The following is a 16471-nucleotide window of genomic DNA, read 5'->3' on the forward strand; positions in this document are numbered from 1 at the left end:
CCGCTTGCGCCTCGCCCCGCCAGCCGCTACACACCCGCCCTCGCCGCCAAGGCATGCGCACCCGTAGCTCAGCTGGATAGAGCACCAGACTACGAATCTGGGGGTCAGGAGTTCGAATCTCTTCGGGTGCGCCACTTTCCTCCGCTGGTCCGACAGCGTGAGATGATCCGAAAACATCATTGAGTGGCGGGGTCCTGGCGGCAGCCGGGCCTTATTCGCTCATCTCGGGAACGACCAATGAGAAAGGCGGCGCCGGATCGCTCCGACGCCGCCTTCTCGTTCGTCCATGTACGCGCCCCTTAGAAGCGGTAGGCGACGCCGACGCGCAGGTTGCGACCCGGAAGCGGTGCGATGTCCTTGAGGAAGGACGCGTGCTCGCGCGCCTCCTCGTCTGTCAGGTTGCGCGCCTCGGCGAAGACGGTGACGTTCCGATCGGAGAACGGCCGCACCGCCGCCGCCAGGTTCAGCAGGGTGTAGCTGTCGGTCGGCAGCTCGAATTCGTTGGCGATCCGGTCCTGCTCGGCCACATGGCGCACCTCGACGCTGGCGTCGTAGCGGGCGGTGGTCCAGGCCAGGCGGCCCGTCGCCGACCACGGCGGGATGCGGGCGGCGGGACCCAGGTCGGTGTCGGCGCGGACATAGTCGGCCGCGCCCTCCAGCGACAGCTTGCGATCGCCGTCCTCCCACAGGGCGTAGGCGCCCTCGACTTCGAAGCCGTAGAACTGCGCGTCCGTCTGCACGAACTGGTAGACCGGGAACAGCTCGTCCTCTTCCTCGAACAGGAACTCCTCCCCGGTCGGCCGCTCGTCGATGAAGCCGTCGTACCAGGAATGATAGAGGTGCAGGTCGCCCGAGAAACGGCCGCGGTCGTAGTGGGCCGTGCCCTCGAGCGTCGTGACCTTTTCGGTGTCCAGGTCGATGTCGCCGGTCTCATAAGCGGCGGTGGCGATGTGGACGCCGTCGGCGAACAGCTCGACCTCGCTGGGTGCGCGCTGGTTGTGCGCGAGGCTGAGGCCCAGGAACAGGCCGGGCGCGGGGCGCAGGAAGCCGGCGACCGAGCCGGACCAGTTGTCGAACTCGCGCTCGACCTCGGCGTCCTCGCCCAGCGGCACGGCGTTCAATGTGCGGCGGTCATAGCGCAGGCCGCCTTCGAAACCGTGGTTGCCCAGATCGAGGCGCTGAACCGTATAGACGCCGATCTCCTCGATGCCGACGGTGGGCACGAAGGCTTCCTCGCCGATGGCTTCGAAGTCGCGCGAAAGGGCCTGGACGCCGACGGCGCCGTTCCATCCGCCGCGCGCCCGCTGGACCAGGTCGGCGCGACCTTCCCAACCGTCCGAGTTGAACACGGTGCCCGGCTCGCCCACGTCCTCGAACTCGGTGTGGGTGTAGTCGGCATGGCCGTAGGACCCGCGCAGGGCCGAGAACGGACCCTGATCGAAGCGGTATTCGCCGCGTGCGTCCCAGCGTTCCTGGTTCAGCTTGATGAAGACGCTCTCCTCGGCGACCACGCCATACTCGCTGTCGGTCTCCTTGTAGGACAGGCCGGCGAAGCCCTTGTCGCCGATATAGGCGCCGCCGACGCCCCAGGCCTCCAGGTCGGTGTAGCTGTTCGGCTGAGTATCGCCGCCCTCGCGTTCGATCCCTTCCGCATCGGCCAGGCGCTGAGAGATGGAGGGCGAGGGAATCTCGTAGTCGTCTGTCCGACGCTTCACCGCATCGATGTTGAAGGCGAAGGCGCCGCCGCCCACGGTGACGCGGCCAAAACCGCCGCGGCCGTCGTCGACGCTGGACACCTGGCCCGAGACCACGCCGTCGATCCCCCCTTCGGGGATCTCGGTAGGGATGCGGCCGTCCAGCACATTAACCACGCCGCCGATGGCCGAGCCGCCATAGACCAGGGTGGAGGGCCCGCGGATGATCTCGATGCGGTTGGCCTCGGCCGGGTCGGTCGCCACCGCATGGTCGGGCGACACGGACGAGGCGTCGATCAGGCCGATGCCGTTCGTCAGCACCTGCACGCGCGGGCCGCTGAGCCCCCGGATCACGGGACGGCTGGCGCCGGGTGCAAAGTCGGTGGAGCGCACGCCCGGGCGGCCGTTCAGCAGGTCGCCCAGCGACGCGGACGGCGCGGTCGCCAGCGTCTGCTCATCCAGCACGTCCGTGGCGATCACCGCGGCGCGCTGGCTGACGCCATAAGGCGCGCCGGTGACGATGACGTCCTCCAGGGTCGTGCTGTCGGACGGGGAGGCCGAGGGCTGGACGGACTGCGCCAAAGCCGGCGCGGCGAGGACGGACCAGGCGGCGGCGGTGAGCAGGACATGACGGGAAGGGGATCGGACGTGCATCGAGACCTCGTACAAACGCGCATTCAGCGTTACGAAATATCATCTCGTCTGGTCAAGACGGAAGGTGTCTTCCAGGGCGGCGCAGCAATCAGGCCTCGACAAAGATCGTCCGGCGCCGCAACCGCTGCGGCGGCTCGACGGTTGGTGTTCGTTGGGTGAGAAGGATCAGCAATGACGCAGACGGTTCTGGTGGCGGGCGGCGCCGGCTATGTCGGGTCGCACGTGTGCCTGGCGCTGTCGCAGGCCGGATTCCGGCCCGTCGTCTACGACAACCTGTCGAATGGTCATGCCGCCTTTGTGCAGTGGGGCGAGCTGGAGCAGGGCGACATCGGCGACGCGGCGCGTCTGGATCAGGTGATCGCGCGCCATCGGCCGATCGCGGTGCTGCACTTCGCGGCCCTGATCGAGGTGGGCGAGTCCGTGAAGGAGCCGGGTCGCTTCTACCAGAACAACGTGGCCGGCGCGATCACCCTGATCGAGGCGGCGCGGCGGGGCGGCGTCGAAGCCATGGTGTTTTCCTCGACCTGCGCGACCTATGGCGATCCGGTGCGGCTGCCGATGGACGAGGCCCACCCGCAGGCGCCGCTGAACCCCTATGGCCGCTCCAAGCTGATGATCGAGCAGGCGCTGGCCGACTATTCGACCTATGCCGGCTTCCGCTCTGTGTCGTTGCGCTATTTCAACGCGGCGGGCGCGGACGAGGAGGGGCGGATCGGCGAGCGCCACCATCCGGAAACCCACGCCATTCCGCTGGCGGTGCAGACGGCGCTGGGCGTGCGTCAGGGCTTCAAGCTGTTCGGCGACGACTATGACACCCGCGACGGCACGGCAGTGCGCGACTACATCCACGTGATGGACCTCGCCGACGCCCATGTGCGGGCGCTGCGCTATCTGCTGGACGGGGGCGAGACCACGGCGATCAACCTCGGCACCGGCACGGGCACCACGGTGAAGGAACTGGTCGAAACCATCCGGCGCACGACCAACCGGGCCTTCCCGGTCGAGGTGGTGGAGCGCAGGCCTGGGGACGCTCCATGCCTGGTGGCCAACAATACCCGGGCGCGCGAGGTGCTGGGCTGGACGCCGACGCGAACGCTGGACGACATCGTGCGCACCGCCTGGCGCTGGCACGCCGCCGAGATCGAGCGCGCCACGCCGGAGCTTGTTTGACGCCCTAGTGCTGGTTTTCCGGCAGGCGGACGATCAGGCCGTCCAGGGCGTCCGATATCCGGATCTGACACGAGAGGCGTGAGTTCGGCTCAACCTCTTCGGCGAAGTCGAGCATGGACTCCTCCATGGCCGAGGGCTTGCCTGTCGCCTCGCGCCAGGCTTCGTCGACATAGACATGGCACGTGGCGCAGGCGCAGGCGCCGCCGCAATCCGCGTCGATCCCCGGCACATTGTTGCGGATGGCGCCTTCCATGACCGAGAGGCCGGGCTTCACCTCGACCGCATGCTCGGTTCCGTCGTGCTCGATGTAGGTGATCTTGGCCATCAGCCCTCAAGCAGCGAAAGCGGTAGCGAGAAAAATCATCAAGCCGCCTGCTTCTTGCGGCCGGGCGCGACCATCAGCTTCTTGGTCTCGGCGATGGCCTTGGCCGGGTTCAGCCCCTTGGGGCAGACCTGGGCGCAGTTCATGATGGTATGGCAGCGGTACAGCTTGAACGGGTCTTCCAGATCGTCGAGCCGCTTCTGCGTGGCGTCGTCGCGGCTGTCCGAAATCCAGCGATAGGACTGCAGCAGCGCGGCTGGGCCCAGATATTCTTCCTGGTTCCACCAGTAGCTGGGGCAGGAGGTCGAGCAGCAGGCGCACAGGATGCACTCGTACAGGCCATCCAGCTTCTCGCGCTCGGCCGGCGTCTGCAGCCGCTCGGTTTCGGGATCGGCCACATCGGACTGAAGATAGGGCTGGATGGAATCGTACTGGGCGTAGAACAGCGACAGATCCGTCACCAGGTCCTTGACCACCGGCTGGTGGGGCAGGGGGGCGATGGAGATGTTGTGGCTGCTGCACTCGTCCCAGCCCTTGGTGCAGGCCAGGGTGTTGCGCCCGTCGATGTTCATCGAGCAGGAGCCGCAGATGCCCTCGCGGCACGAGCGGCGGAAGGCCAGCGTCGGGTCGATGCTGTTCTTGATGTGGATCAGGGCGTCCAGCAGCATCGGGCCGTGGTCGTCCGACGACACCTCATAGACGTCCCAGCGCGGATCGGCGTCCACCTCGGGGTCGTAGCGGTAGACCTTGTAGGTCTTGACGTTCTTGGCGCCGGACGGGGCCTTGTAGACCTTGCCCTTGGACGGCTTGGAGCCTTTGGGGAGGGAAAGCTGGACCATTATCAGTAAACCCGGGCCTTGGGCTCGATGTACGAGACCTCGTCGGACATGGTGTAGTTGTGCACCGGACGATAGTCGATCTGGACGCCTTCGCCCGGCCGCTTCCAGGCCAGGGTGTGCTTCATCCAGTTGACGTCGTCGCGATTGGGATAGTCCTCGCGGGCGTGGGCGCCGCGCGATTCCGTGCGGTTAAGGCCGCCCTCGATGGTGACCAGCGCCTGGGCGATCAGGTTGTCGTATTCCATCGTCTCGACCAGATCGGTGTTCCAGATCAGGCCGCGATCGGTGGTCTTGATGTCGGCGCCGGCCGCGTCGATGGCGCGCAGCTTGTCGACGCCCCCTTTCAGGGTCTCGCCGGTGCGGAACACCGCCGCGTCGGCCTGCATGGCGCGCTGCATCTGGATGCGAAGCTCGGACGTCGGCGTCGAGCCGTTGGCGTTCCGGAAACGATCCAGGCGCGCGATGTGGGCGTCGGTCTGGGACTTGGAGGCGGAGGGCACGGCCGAGGCCTTGTCCACCACCTCGCCGCAGCGCAGGCCGACGGCGCGGCCGAACACCACCAGGTCGGTCAGGGAGTTGGAACCCAGGCGGTTCGCGCCATGCACCGACACGCAGGCCGCCTCGCCGACAGCCATCAGGCCGGGCACCACGCTGTCCGGGTTGCCGTCGCGCAGCGTCAGCACCTCGCCGTGATAGTTCGTGGGGATGCCGCCCATGTTGTAGTGGACGGTCGGCAGGACCGGGATCGGCTCCTTGGTCACATCGACGCCGGCGAAGATCTTGGCCGACTCGGAGATGCCGGGCAGGCGCTGGTGCAGGATCTTTGGATCGAGGTGGTCCAGGTGCAGGAAGATGTGGTCCTTGTTCGGACCCACGCCGCGGCCTTCGCGGATTTCGATGGTCATGGAGCGGCTGACCATGTCGCGCGGAGCCAGGTCCTTCACGGTCGGCGCATAGCGCTCCATGAAGCGCTCGCCCTCGGAGTTGGTCAGATAGCCGCCCTCGCCGCGCGCGCCTTCCGTGATCAGGCAGCCGGCGCCGTAGATGCCGGTGGGGTGGAACTGGACGAACTCCATGTCCTGCAGCGGCAAGCCGGCGCGCAGCACCATGGCGTTGCCGTCGCCGGTGCAGGTGTGGGCCGAGGTCGCCGAGAAATAGGCGCGGCCGTAGCCGCCGGTCGCCAGCACCACCATCTTGGCGCGGAACTGGTGAAGCGCGCCCGTGTCGAGCTGAAGCGCCGTCACGCCGGTGCAGGCGCCGTCCTGCATGATCAGGTCCAGCGCGAAATATTCGACGAAGAACTTCACCTCCCGGCGCACCGACTGGCCGTACAGTGTGTGCAGGATGGCGTGGCCGGTGCGGTCGGCGGCGGCGCAGGTGCGCTGCACCGGGCCTTCGCCGAAGTTCCGGGTCATGCCGCCAAAGGCGCGCTGATAGATCTTGCCCTCGTCGGTGCGCGAGAAGGGCACGCCCCAGTGCTCGAGCTCGTAGACCGCCTTGGGGGCGTTACGCACCAGGTATTCGATGGCGTCCTGATCGCCCAGCCAGTCCGACCCCTTGACGGTGTCGTACATGTGCCACTGCCAGCTGTCCTCGCCCATGTTGCCGAGCGAGGCGGAGATGCCGCCCTGCGCCGCCACGGTGTGGGAGCGGGTCGGAAACACCTTGGTGACGCAGGCGACCTTGAGGCCCTGCTGGGCGGCGCCCAGGGCGGCTCGCAGGCCCGACCCGCCGGCGCCGACGACGACGACGTCGTATTCGTGGTCGATGAACTCGTAAGCAGCCATACCGAACTCAGGCTCCGAAGCCGGCGGGCAGCGGCGCCGAACCCAGCGCCAGCCGCACGATGAAGAAGACGCTGGCCACCGCCAGCACGACGCAGATCGCCGCGATCAGCCCCAAGAGGGCGCCGCGCGAACCCGGCCGGTGGATGTAGTCGTCGACCACAACCTTCAGGCCCATGTTCATGTGCCAGATGGAGATCAGCAGGGTCGCAGCCAACAGGGTCGCGTTCACCGGGCTGGAGAACCACTCCATCATGCCGTCATAGGTCGCGCCCGACAGCACGGCCGCGCTCCAGAGGCCCCACAGCACCAGCGGGATCAGGATCAGCGAGGACAGGCGCTCGGCCGTCCACTCGCCGGCGCCGTGGCGTTCGGAAACCTTGACGCCCTTTACAAAGGCCTTGGGCTGACGGCTCACAGCGTCACCTTTCCGGAAGCAAACAGATAGGCCCAGAAGCCCAGGGCGATGACGATGGCGACGACCATGCTGACCATCGTCAGGTTGGTGGCGGACTTGGGCGTCAGGCCCGAGCCGGCGTCCCAGATCATGTGGCGAATGCCGGCGGTCAGATGGTAGGCCGCAGCCAGCGTCAGGCCGAACCAGATCAGCAGCCCCAGCGGCGAGCCCATCACCGCGACGAAATCGGCATAGGCGTCGGGCCCGAACGACGCCGCCGCGATCCAGGCGACCACAAACAAGGCGCCGACCGACAGGGCGATCGCCGCGCCTCGGTTCAGGATCGATCCCAGCATGGTCAGGTGAAAGCGCCAGACCTGCAGGTGCGGCGACAGCGGCCGGATGCGTCCGTTCGGCTGCTGGATGAAGCGGCCGGTCTGGTCGTCGCGCGCATCCTTGGGATGGTCGCCGGACACCGGGCTGGAGTCGGTCATGCGAATAGTTCTCAAAAGCGAGTGAATTCAATCGCCGGGAGGGTTGCGATGGCTTTAGTGTCGCAGGGCCGGAGGGTCAACGCGGCGAGGGCAACAGAGGCCGCCATGGCGAGGCCGCTATCGTTGGCCTAGGTAGCGGCATGGACGCCATTTCCCAGCGCCTGCGCGCGCGCCACCCGCAGAAGATCGACCTGTCGCTGGAGCGGATGCGCCGTCTGTGCGCCGCGCTAGGCGATCCGCAGAACCGTCTGCCGCCGGTGATCCATGTGGCCGGAACCAACGGCAAGGGGTCCACCGTCGCGCTTATCCGCGCCATCGCCGAGGCGGCGGGCCTGCGCGTCCACGCCTACACCTCGCCGCACCTCGTGCGGTTCAACGAGCGCATTCGCCTGGCTGGCCGGCTGATCAACGATGCGACGCTGAACGCGGTTCTGGACCGGGTCGAGGCCGTCGCCGGCGAAGCCACCGTGTTCGAAAGCACCACCGCCGCTGCATTCGTCGCCATGGCCGAGACGCCGGCGGACCTGGCGATCATCGAGGTGGGACTGGGCGGAACGTTGGATGCGACCAACGTCATCGAACGCCCCCTGCTCAGCGTCATCACGCCCGTAGACCTCGACCACGCCGAGTTCCTGGGGACCGATCTGGCGGCAATCGCGCGGGAAAAGGCGGGCGTGCTGAAGCCAGGCGCGCCGGCGGTGATCGCGCGCCAGAGCGAAGCCGCCATGATCGAGATCGAACGCGCCGCATCAAACGTCCAGGCGCGCCTCGCCGTGATGGGCGTGGACTTCGACGCCTGGGCGGAACGCGGTGGAGTGGCGTTCCAGAATGGCGAGTGTTTTCTCGACCTGCCCGCATCGGCGCTGGCGGGCGCGCACCAGATCGACAACGCGGGCGTGGCCATCGCGGCGGCGCTGGAGTTGGACCTGCCTGAAGCCGCGATCGTGCAGGGCTTGCAGGCGGTGCGCTGGCCCGCCCGACTGCAGCGGCTGACGGCCGGTCCCTATGCCGAGGCGGCGCGAGACGCGGACGCCGAGCTGTGGCTGGACGGCGGTCACAATCCCCACGCGGCGCGGGCGCTGGCCGCGTTTCTGGCCGAACGCCAGGCGCGCGCGCCGCGACCGTTGGCGCTGATCTGCGGCATGTTGGGGAACAAGGACGCCGGCGGCTTCTTCGAGGCGCTAAGGGCGACGGGCGCCGCCGTCTTCACTGTCGGCTTCGACGGCGCCGCGGCCGATCCCCAGGCGCTGGCCGCCGTGGCGCGCGGTCATGGTCTGGCGGCGACGCCCGCCGGGTCGGTGACCCAAGCCCTGGACATGGCGCTGCGCTTCGGCGCCGGCCGCGTGGTCATCTGCGGCTCGCTGTACCTGGCGGGCGAGGTGCTGGGCGCCAGCTCCGAGACCTGGCCGACCTGAGACGTCGAACAGGAAAGGGGCGGCCCGTTCCCGAACCGCCCCTCGATCGCTCGATCATTCCCTGTCGCCGAGGGGCGACGGGTCGTCTCAGCTCTCGGCCTTGACGCCGGCCTCCGCCAGCCATTCGACGATCTTGCCCTTGGGCATGGCGCCGACCTTCATCGAGGTCATCTGGCCGTCCTTGAACAGCATCAGGGTCGGAATGCCCTTCACGCCCAGCTTGGACGGCGTCATCGGGCTGTCGTCGATGTTGACCTTGGCCACGGTGACCTGGCCGCCCAGCTCGTCGGCGATCTGCTCCAGCGCCGGGCCGATCTGCTTGCACGGGCCGCACCACTCCGCCCAGAAATCCACCAGTACGGGGGTGGAGGCCTTCAGCACATCGGTCTCGAAGCTGTCGTCGGTGACCTTGACGGTGGCCATGTTCAATCTCTCCATTGTCGCCAGAGGCGCTGGCGCAGATGTGGGCGAGGCCCGGGCGGAAATCAACGCGCGCTTCGCAGCGCCTCAACCATCATCGCCTCTGGGATGGGCATCAGCCGGGGGCCGTCGGTCCAGACCAGCGCCGCCTCGACCGGCCGATCCGGATACAGACCCTTCAGCACCGCCGCATAGACCGCCAGCTGCAGCACATAGGCGGGATCGGCGTCTTCGATCCGATCGGGCGCGGGCCGGTTGGTCTTGTAATCGACGACCAGCACGCGTTCCGGCGTGACCACCAGCCGGTCGATACGGCCCGACACCACCACGCCGGGCGGCAGGTCGGCGGACGCGCCGGTCAGCGCGACCTCGCCGCGTGAGCCGGGCTCGAACACGGGCGCGAAACGGGCGTCGTCCAGCACGCCGAAAGCGGCCTCGATCATCTCTCCACGCTGGGCGTCGTCGAGGTCCGCCTCTCTGGCCAGCATGCGGCGGGCGGCGTCGGCGCGGTCTTCGGGCGCGATCTCGGGCAGGCGATCCAGCAGCCGGTGGATCAGGTCGCCGCGCCGGAACCGGCCGAGGTTGGCGCCCGATTTCGCCAGAGGCGACGGCGCGGGAATGCGGATCGAACCTTCCATCCGCGACGGCGAGGCAAAGCGCGCCGAGGCGTCGGCCGGTGGTGAACGACGCGCCCACTCCGGCACCGACGCGTCTGCGGGCAGGGACGCCGCGCTGGGCGGCCGGATGTCGGGATCGACCCCGAAGCGGCGCACGCCACCCGCGGTCGCGTGCACCTGGCCTCCGAGCAGATCAAACGTCTCTTCGATGACCGACCACCAACTGCCGGCCTCGGGGCCTCGGCTCGAGGCGCGTCCCATGACGATGACGCGGTCGCGCGCCCGCGTCAGGGCGACATAGAGCAGGCGCAGCGTCTCGTCGTCGGTGCGGCTCTGGCGCGCGTCGCGGGCGGCGGCGGACGCCGCGCAGTCGTCCTTCTTGGACCCCGGACACATCAGCCACGCCTCGGCGCCGTCCTCGTCCAGCGCCACCGGCATCAGGCTGGGGCCCTGCGCCTTCGCCTTCATGGTGGTGTCGGGCAGGATCACGACCGGCGCCTCCAAGCCCTTGGCGCCATGCACGGTCATCACCCGCACCTCGCCGCGCGCGCCTTCCAGCTCGCGCTTCACCTCGACGTCGGCGGCTTCCATCAGGGCGACGCAGGTTTCGAGATCGATCCCGCCGCGATCCTCGGCCGCCAGCACCTGGTTCAGCGTCTCGTCGATGGCCTCCTCCGCCTCGCGGCCGAGCCGCGCCAGGATGCGCGCCCGACCCGAACGGCCGGTGTCGTCCACGCGGTTCAGCAGGCCGGAGAAGAAGCCGAACGGATCGCGTGCGCGCTGGTCAATCGCGTCGCGCAACAGGTCGCGCGCGCGTCCCCACTCCGGTCGTTCGTCCGCCCGCTCGCGCAGGTCCCGCCACAACTGGCCCGACGTGCGGCCTTCGCGGCCCGCCAGCGCGTAAAGTCCGTCCTCGTCCACGTCGCAGAAGGGGCTGCGCAGGATGCAGGCCAGAGAGAGGTCGTCGTCCGGGAACAGGGCAAAGCGCGCCAGCGCGATCAGGTCGTCGAAGACGATGTGGCTGGACAGCTTCAGCCGATCAGCGCCGGCCACGGGCACGCCCGCCGTCTTCAGCGCCCGGATCACCTCTTCGAAGGTGGCGTCGCGTCGGCGCACCAGCACCAGGAAGTCGCCATATCCGGCCGGCCGCAAGGTCCGTTTCTTGCGGTCGAAGACGGCGATCCCGCCTTCGACCTGACGCCGGATCTCGTCGGCCAGCGTCATGGCCATACGCTTGCGGGCGCTGGAGGCGGCTTCCTCGTCCACGGCGGCGTCCCAGGCGTCGCGTTCCGGCGCTGGCTCATCCACGAACAGGGGCCACAGTTCGACCGAGCCGTGCTGACCTATGCGCGCAGGCTGATGGCGGGGTATGTCGCCTTCCTTGCCGACCAGGGCGCGGGTGCGTTCAGGCCCCTCGAACACCGCATCGACGAACTGAAGCACCTCCTCGGTGGAACGGTATGAGGTCTCCAGCGGGACCTGCTGGAACACCTCGCCCGCGCCTTCCACCCGTTGCTGGTAGAAGCGGCTTTCCTGCCGCAGACGCTCCGGTCGGGCGCCCTGGAAGGAGTAGATGGACTGCTTCTCGTCGCCCACGGCGAAGACGGTGCGACCCCGCGCGTCGGCGGCGAAGAACTCGCCCGTCAGTGCACGGACGATCTCCCACTGGTCGGGCGCTGTGTCCTGGGCCTCGTCGATCAGGACGTGTTCGACGCCGCCGTCCAGCTTGTACAGCACCCAGGCGGCCGAGGCATTCTTGGTCAACAGCTTGACCGTCCGCGCCACCAGGTCGGAGAAGTCCAGCGCCCCGCGCGCGGCCTTGGCCTGCTCGTAGAGCGCGGCGTGCGCGCGGGCGAGCCTCAGCACCTTGACCGTGTCGTCCGCGACCTTGGCGGCGCGCAGCACATCCCGGGTCGCCAGATATTTGGCCTGAAGCTCGGTCAGCCATCCGACGGCGGCGGGCGGCGCGGACTTGGTGCCCATGCTGGCCCGCCCGTCACCGTCCGCCTTGCAGAAGACGGCCGCGAGCGATGCAAAGGCGGCGTCCGGCAGGGTGACGGCGCGCATCGCGTCGGCGACCTTGCCGTCGGTCTTGGAGCCTGTGGCCATGGCCTCGGCCATGCCGCTCCATTCTCCAGCATCGATGAAACGGATGAAATCGCGCTCGATCTCTTCCGGCGTCTGGTCGGGATCGGCGCCGGTGAGGGCGTGCGGCGAGGGCGCGGCGCCCGCCTCCCAGGCATTGACGTAGGCGGTCAGCGCATCGCGCTTGGCCTCGATCATGGCCAGCAGGGCCTGAAAACGCGGCCAGTCCAGTTCCACGGCGAAATGGCTGTAGGCCGCGCCGACCGGCCCGTCGGCGTCGGCCAGGGCGTAGCGGGCCAGGTCCTCGCGCGCCTGGTGCGACAGCAGCGCGGCCGCCTGGTCCTCCAGCACGACAAAGGCGGGCGACACGCCGGCCTCAAGCGGGAACCGCCTGAGCAGCTTTTCGCAAAAGGCGTGAATGGTCTGGATCTTCAGCCCGCCGGGCGTCTCCAGCGCGCGGGCGAACAGGCGACGCGCCTCCGACAGCTGCGCATCGCTGAGCGCGGCCGGATCGCCGTCGTCCAGCGCGGCCACGGCCTCGGCCAGATCACGGTCGTCCATCACCGCCCAGCCGCCCAGCTGATCGAACAGGCGGGCCTGCATCTCGGCGGCAGCGGCCTTGGTGTAGGTGACGCACAAAATGGCGTCAGGCGCGGCCTTGGCCAGCAGCAGGCGCGCCACCCGGTTCACCAGGGTGGTGGTCTTGCCCGAGCCGGCGTTGGCGGTGACGAACACCGACAGGGCGGGATCGGCGGCGCGGATCTGATGGGCGGCGCTGCTCATTCCGAACCGTCCTCGTCGCCGCCGGCCACGGTCCATTCCCACACGCGGGCCAGATGGTCGTAGTTGCCGCCCTGATTGCCCATGAACTGCGGCGCCGCCCAGGAGACGTAGGGCGTGTTCTCATCATCGAAGCGCGCGATGCGACGCTTCAGGCCTTCCAGCGCGCCGCGCGACAGGTCGGCGGCCTCCAGGCCCTGGCCGCGCACGGCGACCTCACCCGCCACCTTGCGCCCGACCACGCGCACATAGGTCAGCTCGTCCGGCTCGACCGGTCCGTTGGTGTCGGAAAAGCCGCCGTCGGCCAGGATGGCGCCGGTCAGGGTCAGCTGGGGCGAGAAGCCGGTCTTGACCTGCTTCATCGACGGCGCGGCGCCTGTCTTGAAGTCCATCACCGCCGCGCCCGCGCCGGACAGCTCGATGCGGTCGGCGTATGCCTTGAGGGTGAAGGGCCCGGCGGGGGCGTCAAAGGTCATGGCGCCCTGCTGCTCGATCAGCAGGGTCACGCCGCGCTCGCGGCGGCTGCGCTCGAACTCGGCGAGCCAACGCGCGCAGTTGCGCGCCAGCGGCGCCTCGCGCGCCATGGCCGCATCCTCAAAGCCGTGCGCGCCGAGCTGATGCAGCAGGTGATCATGCAACACCGCCTCGCAGTCCTCGGGCAGCTCGTTTGGCCATTCCAGCGTCAACATCTCGATGGCCTTGTGCACCGCATTGCCGCGCGCCAGCGCCTCGGCCGAGGCGCCCGGCCGCTCCATCGTCTCCAGTCTCAGAATGGATTGTGCGTATACGGAGTAAGGGTCGCGCACCCATCGCTCGACGCGCGTGACATAGAGGCTGCGCGGGCGGCGATGCACGGGCGGACGAGGCTGCGGACGCAGGGCGAAGGCAGGCGGACCTGGCGGCGGCGCATCCAGCGCTCGCGTCCAGTCGATGGCGGCCGATGGGCGTTCCAGCGTCACCGGCGTCTTTTCGCTGTTCGCGCCGCGCGTCAGCATCTCCAGTCGCCACAGCCAGCGCGAACGCACGGCCGGCTGACCGCCCCGACGATCGGAATGGACCAGGATGGCCTCGGGCGCGCAGGCGGCCTGGACGAAGTCCTGCGCGGTCTGGCCGAGGCGCCGTTCGGGTGGCGGCAGGCCCAGGCTTTTCCTCATCGGCCGCGACAGGAAGGGGTCGGTCGCCGCGGCTTGCGGCCACACGCCTTCCTCGAGGCCCGCGAGGATCATGCGATCGGCGCGCACCAGCCGCGCCTCGATGGCGCCGAGGATGCGCAGGGACGGATGCGTTGCGCCGCCGGTGCGGACCACCGCGTCGTTCAGCACGCTCCTGATCAGTTCGGCGAAGTCAGTGCGCGACACGGCCCCTACCGGCGCGCCGCCTTCGATCAGGCCCGACAGCGCAGTCGCCGCGCATTCGCCGTCCGGTCCCGCCCACAGGGCCTGACCAGCCAGGGCCTCGGCCAGTCGCGTGAGGGATCGCGCGGCCTCATCCAGCGACGCCTCGGGCGCAAAGGGGCCTTGCGCCTCGGTCGCCAGAGCCTCCAGCCGATCAAGCAGGCGGCCGGCTCCTGTCAGATGCTCGCGCCGCCACTCGGGCGCTCCCCTGCCGCGCCGATCCGGCTCGGCCGCCTCCAGCAGGCGGCGGCGCAGCCTGGCCAGATCGCGCACACGCGGCCCGCGCAGTCCGTACTGCTCCAACGCCTCGACGGCGCGCCGCACGTCGACGCCATCCAGATCGAACCGAACCAGCGGATGCTTAATCAGGCCCAGCAGAACATGCGGCTCCAGCGGATCGGCGATGAGGCGAGCACACAGGTCAATCAGCACCCCCGCCGGCATGCGCGACAGCGGCCGCCCTGCGGAAGAGTCCGGGACCACGCCCCAACGCTCAAGCCGCGCCTCGACCCGACGGCCCAGCGCCTGATCGGGGGTGACCAGCGCGCAAGTGCGGGGCGATCCATCGGCGTTCGGCGTCTCCAGCGTTTCGCGCATCAGCAGGGCGATAGAGGCGGCGGCCTCTTCCTCGGTGCGCAGGGTCAGGACCGAAAGCCCTTCCAATCCCAGGGCGATGGGGTCGGCGGACTGCCTGGCCTCGGCCGCACGGCTGCGGATACGGCCGATCTCGCGGTGCCAGTCGTCGGTGGCGTCGGCGGGGCGCAGGGCTTCGTTCAGCAGCCGCTGGCGCGCCAGACCGCGCGCGCGCGCCGCCGGCGCCGTCGGCGGCTCGAACCAGGGGCGCACGTCGGATCGGGCGAGGTCGTGCCGGTCGAGCAGCCGCTTCAGCGCCCGTTGCGGATGTCCCTCGTTGTTCTCGTCGATCAGGTCCCACACGCGGGCGTCCAGATCGCAGTCGAGCCCCGGAAGCACCACGCAGCCCTGCGGCGCGCGCGCCACCGCACCCAGCACGTCGGCGGCGGCGGGCACGGTGCCGGTCGATCCGGCGGCGATCACCGGTTGGGTGGGCGGGCTCTTGTCCCACGCCTCGGCCAGCCGGCGCAGCAGGGTCGCGCGACGCCACGACGGATCGACCAGGCCCAGCGCCTCCAGACGCTTCGGCCAGGCCTCGACCGCCATGCCCAGGAACTTGGCCGACCGCTCCCAGTGTTCGGCCATCTCTCCGTCCACCAGACGCGCGACGCGGCCGGGATCGGCGACCTCCTCAAGGTTGCAGGAGTCGATGAAGCCGCCCAGGGCGTCGGCCATCTCCAGCGCCCGCAACGGCGTCAGCTCGTGGTCGAAATCCTCGGCGATCATGCGCGCCATCTCGAAGCGTCGCCGCATGGGGGCGATGGCGGGCGGCAGGTCAACGCCCAGGGCGCCCGGCGTGAACGGCGGCTCGTCCTCCTCCAGGTCGCCCAGCGGTCGCACCTGCGGCAGCAGCACCGCACGCCCGTTCGCCTGTCGCGAAAGGGCCGTGGTAAAGGCCCGCGCCGCCCGGCGGTTGGGCAGCAGGATGGTGGCGTCCGACAGCGTCTCGGGCGGCAGTTCGCCCAGCCAGGACAACACGCCCGCCGCCAGGTCCTCCAGGAACGGCCGATGCGCCGGGATGACGTACCAGCGCGGCGCCGGACCGGCGAAGGGATCGAAGCCGCTCATGCCTGCTCGGCAGCGGAGAGACCGCTCAGCCGCGCCTCCGCTTCGTCACGGGCGCCGGGATCGCCGACGTGCATCCAGTCGCCGTCCAACACGCAGCCGAACAGGCGGCCGGCCTTGGCTGACTCGCGCCAGAGCGGGCTTAGCGAGAACGGACCGGCGGGTCCGGCGTCGGCATAGTCGGGTCGGGTGATATGGACGCCCATGTAGGCGAAGGGTGCGCTCGGCGCCTCGCCCCGGAAGGTCAGGCGACCGTCGTCAGCCAGGAAGACATCGCCGTCGCCCTCGAAGCCGATCGAGCCTTCACGCCGGGCGAGCAGCAGCGCCGCGTCCATCCGCTGCGGGTCCCACAGACGCGCGAGGTCGCCGAGCGCATCTCCGCGATCGATCCAGACGCTGTCGATGTTGGCGACAAACACCGGGTCATCGCCGAGCAGCGGCCTTGCCTTCTTCAGGCCGCCGCCGGTCTCCAGCAGCTGAAGCCTTTCGTCGGAGATCGCGATGTTGGGGCGACTGCGACCTTGCAGATGCGCCTCCAGCCGATCGGCGAACCAGTGGACGTTGACCACGGCGCGCTCGACGCCCGCGTCCGCCAGCCGGTCCAGCACATGGTCGATCAGGGCGCGGCCGCCGACCTCCACCAGCGCCTTTGGGCGATCGTCCGTGAGCGGACGCATGCGGGTGCCCAGTCCCGCCGCCAGCACCATG

12 protein-coding genes and 1 tRNA gene are annotated in these 16471 nt (G+C 69.3%); 3 read left to right on the top strand and 10 right to left on the bottom strand.

From position 1 onward, the window contains the following. Positions 1–57 precede the first annotated feature (57 nt). Positions 58–134, top strand: a tRNA-Arg gene (locus tag KY493_RS13620). A 165-nt stretch (positions 135–299) separates the two neighbouring features. Here KY493_RS13620 and KY493_RS13625 read toward each other — a convergent pair. Beyond that, complete coding sequence (locus tag KY493_RS13625) at positions 300–2348, bottom strand: TonB-dependent receptor (RefSeq protein WP_219896856.1); 2049 nt, start codon at positions 2346–2348, stop codon at positions 300–302. 171 nt (positions 2349–2519) lie between these two features. Here KY493_RS13625 and galE point away from each other — a divergent pair, with 171 nt between their 5' ends. Continuing rightward, a complete protein-coding gene (galE, locus tag KY493_RS13630; RefSeq protein WP_219896857.1) occupies positions 2520–3518 on the top strand; it encodes a UDP-glucose 4-epimerase GalE in 999 nt (332 codons plus the stop codon). 4 nt (positions 3519–3522) lie between these two features. Here the strand turns inward: galE and KY493_RS13635 are convergent, their stop codons facing one another. From KY493_RS13635 to sdhC, 5 genes are read right to left on the bottom strand one after another with little or no spacing between them, the layout of a single operon-like run. Further along, on the bottom strand, positions 3523–3843 hold the full coding sequence (locus KY493_RS13635; protein ID WP_219896858.1) for a 2Fe-2S iron-sulfur cluster-binding protein: 321 nt from the start codon (positions 3841–3843) through the stop codon (positions 3523–3525). 38 nt (positions 3844–3881) lie between these two features. Beyond that, positions 3882–4679 carry a succinate dehydrogenase iron-sulfur subunit gene (locus KY493_RS13640; protein WP_219896859.1) on the bottom strand — a complete coding sequence of 266 codons (798 nt, stop codon included), beginning with the start codon at positions 4677–4679 and terminating at the stop codon, positions 3882–3884. A 2-nt stretch (positions 4680–4681) separates the two neighbouring features. After that, entirely contained in the window at positions 4682–6466 is a 1785-nt protein-coding gene (gene sdhA / locus KY493_RS13645; RefSeq protein ID WP_219896860.1) for a succinate dehydrogenase flavoprotein subunit, read from the bottom strand. 7 nt (positions 6467–6473) lie between these two features. Continuing rightward, positions 6474–6881: a succinate dehydrogenase, hydrophobic membrane anchor protein gene (sdhD, locus tag KY493_RS13650; RefSeq protein WP_219896861.1), complete on the bottom strand. Its 408-nt coding sequence runs from the start codon at positions 6879–6881 to the stop codon at positions 6474–6476. After that, entirely contained in the window at positions 6878–7354 is a 477-nt protein-coding gene (gene sdhC / locus KY493_RS13655; RefSeq protein ID WP_219896862.1) for a succinate dehydrogenase, cytochrome b556 subunit, read from the bottom strand. Before sdhC ends, sdhD begins: the two co-directional genes overlap by 4 nt. A 140-nt stretch (positions 7355–7494) precedes the next feature. Here sdhC and KY493_RS13660 point away from each other — a divergent pair, with 140 nt between their 5' ends. Further along, positions 7495–8769, top strand: coding sequence for a folylpolyglutamate synthase/dihydrofolate synthase family protein (locus KY493_RS13660; RefSeq protein WP_219896863.1), 1275 nt, complete (start codon positions 7495–7497; stop codon positions 8767–8769). Positions 8770–8856: 87 nt separating this feature from the next. Here the strand turns inward: KY493_RS13660 and trxA are convergent, their stop codons facing one another. The 4 genes from trxA to murU form a co-directional block, all read right to left on the bottom strand. Further along, positions 8857–9192, bottom strand: a complete 336-nt coding sequence (trxA, locus tag KY493_RS13665; RefSeq protein ID WP_219896864.1) for a thioredoxin TrxA — start codon at positions 9190–9192, stop codon at positions 8857–8859. Positions 9193–9254: 62 nt separating this feature from the next. Beyond that, a complete protein-coding gene (addA, locus tag KY493_RS13670) occupies positions 9255–12674 on the bottom strand; it encodes a double-strand break repair helicase AddA (RefSeq protein WP_219896865.1) in 3420 nt (1139 codons plus the stop codon). Continuing rightward, a complete protein-coding gene (addB, locus tag KY493_RS13675) occupies positions 12671–15766 on the bottom strand; it encodes a double-strand break repair protein AddB (RefSeq protein WP_219896866.1) in 3096 nt (1031 codons plus the stop codon). Before addB ends, addA begins: the two co-directional genes overlap by 4 nt. Beyond that, on the bottom strand, positions 15763–16470 hold the full coding sequence (murU, locus tag KY493_RS13680; RefSeq protein ID WP_219898589.1) for an N-acetylmuramate alpha-1-phosphate uridylyltransferase MurU: 708 nt from the start codon (positions 16468–16470) through the stop codon (positions 15763–15765). Before murU ends, addB begins: the two co-directional genes overlap by 4 nt. Position 16471 lies beyond the last annotated feature (1 nt).

This window comes from Brevundimonas sp. PAMC22021 (assembly GCF_019443405.1).
Taxonomy (GTDB): Bacteria; Pseudomonadota; Alphaproteobacteria; order Caulobacterales; family Caulobacteraceae; genus Brevundimonas.

Coding starts and splice junctions, on each gene's coding strand:
- KY493_RS13625 (WP_219896856.1), bottom strand. CDS start 2,348: ATGCACGTCCGATCCCCTTCCCGTCATGTCCTGCTCACCGCCGCCGCC.
- galE (WP_219896857.1), top strand. CDS start 2,520: ATGACGCAGACGGTTCTGGTGGCGGGCGGCGCCGGCTATGTCGGGTCG.
- KY493_RS13635 (WP_219896858.1), bottom strand. CDS start 3,843: ATGGCCAAGATCACCTACATCGAGCACGACGGAACCGAGCATGCGGTC.
- KY493_RS13640 (WP_219896859.1), bottom strand. CDS start 4,679: ATGGTCCAGCTTTCCCTCCCCAAAGGCTCCAAGCCGTCCAAGGGCAAG.
- sdhA (WP_219896860.1), bottom strand. CDS start 6,466: ATGGCTGCTTACGAGTTCATCGACCACGAATACGACGTCGTCGTCGTC.
- sdhC (WP_219896862.1), bottom strand. CDS start 7,354: ATGACCGACTCCAGCCCGGTGTCCGGCGACCATCCCAAGGATGCGCGC.
- KY493_RS13660 (WP_219896863.1), top strand. CDS start 7,495: ATGGACGCCATTTCCCAGCGCCTGCGCGCGCGCCACCCGCAGAAGATC.
- trxA (WP_219896864.1), bottom strand. CDS start 9,192: ATGGCCACCGTCAAGGTCACCGACGACAGCTTCGAGACCGATGTGCTG.
- addA (WP_219896865.1), bottom strand. CDS start 12,674: ATGAGCAGCGCCGCCCATCAGATCCGCGCCGCCGATCCCGCCCTGTCG.
- addB (WP_219896866.1), bottom strand. CDS start 15,766: ATGAGCGGCTTCGATCCCTTCGCCGGTCCGGCGCCGCGCTGGTACGTC.
- murU (WP_219898589.1), bottom strand. CDS start 16,470: ATGGTGCTGGCGGCGGGACTGGGCACCCGCATGCGTCCGCTCACGGAC.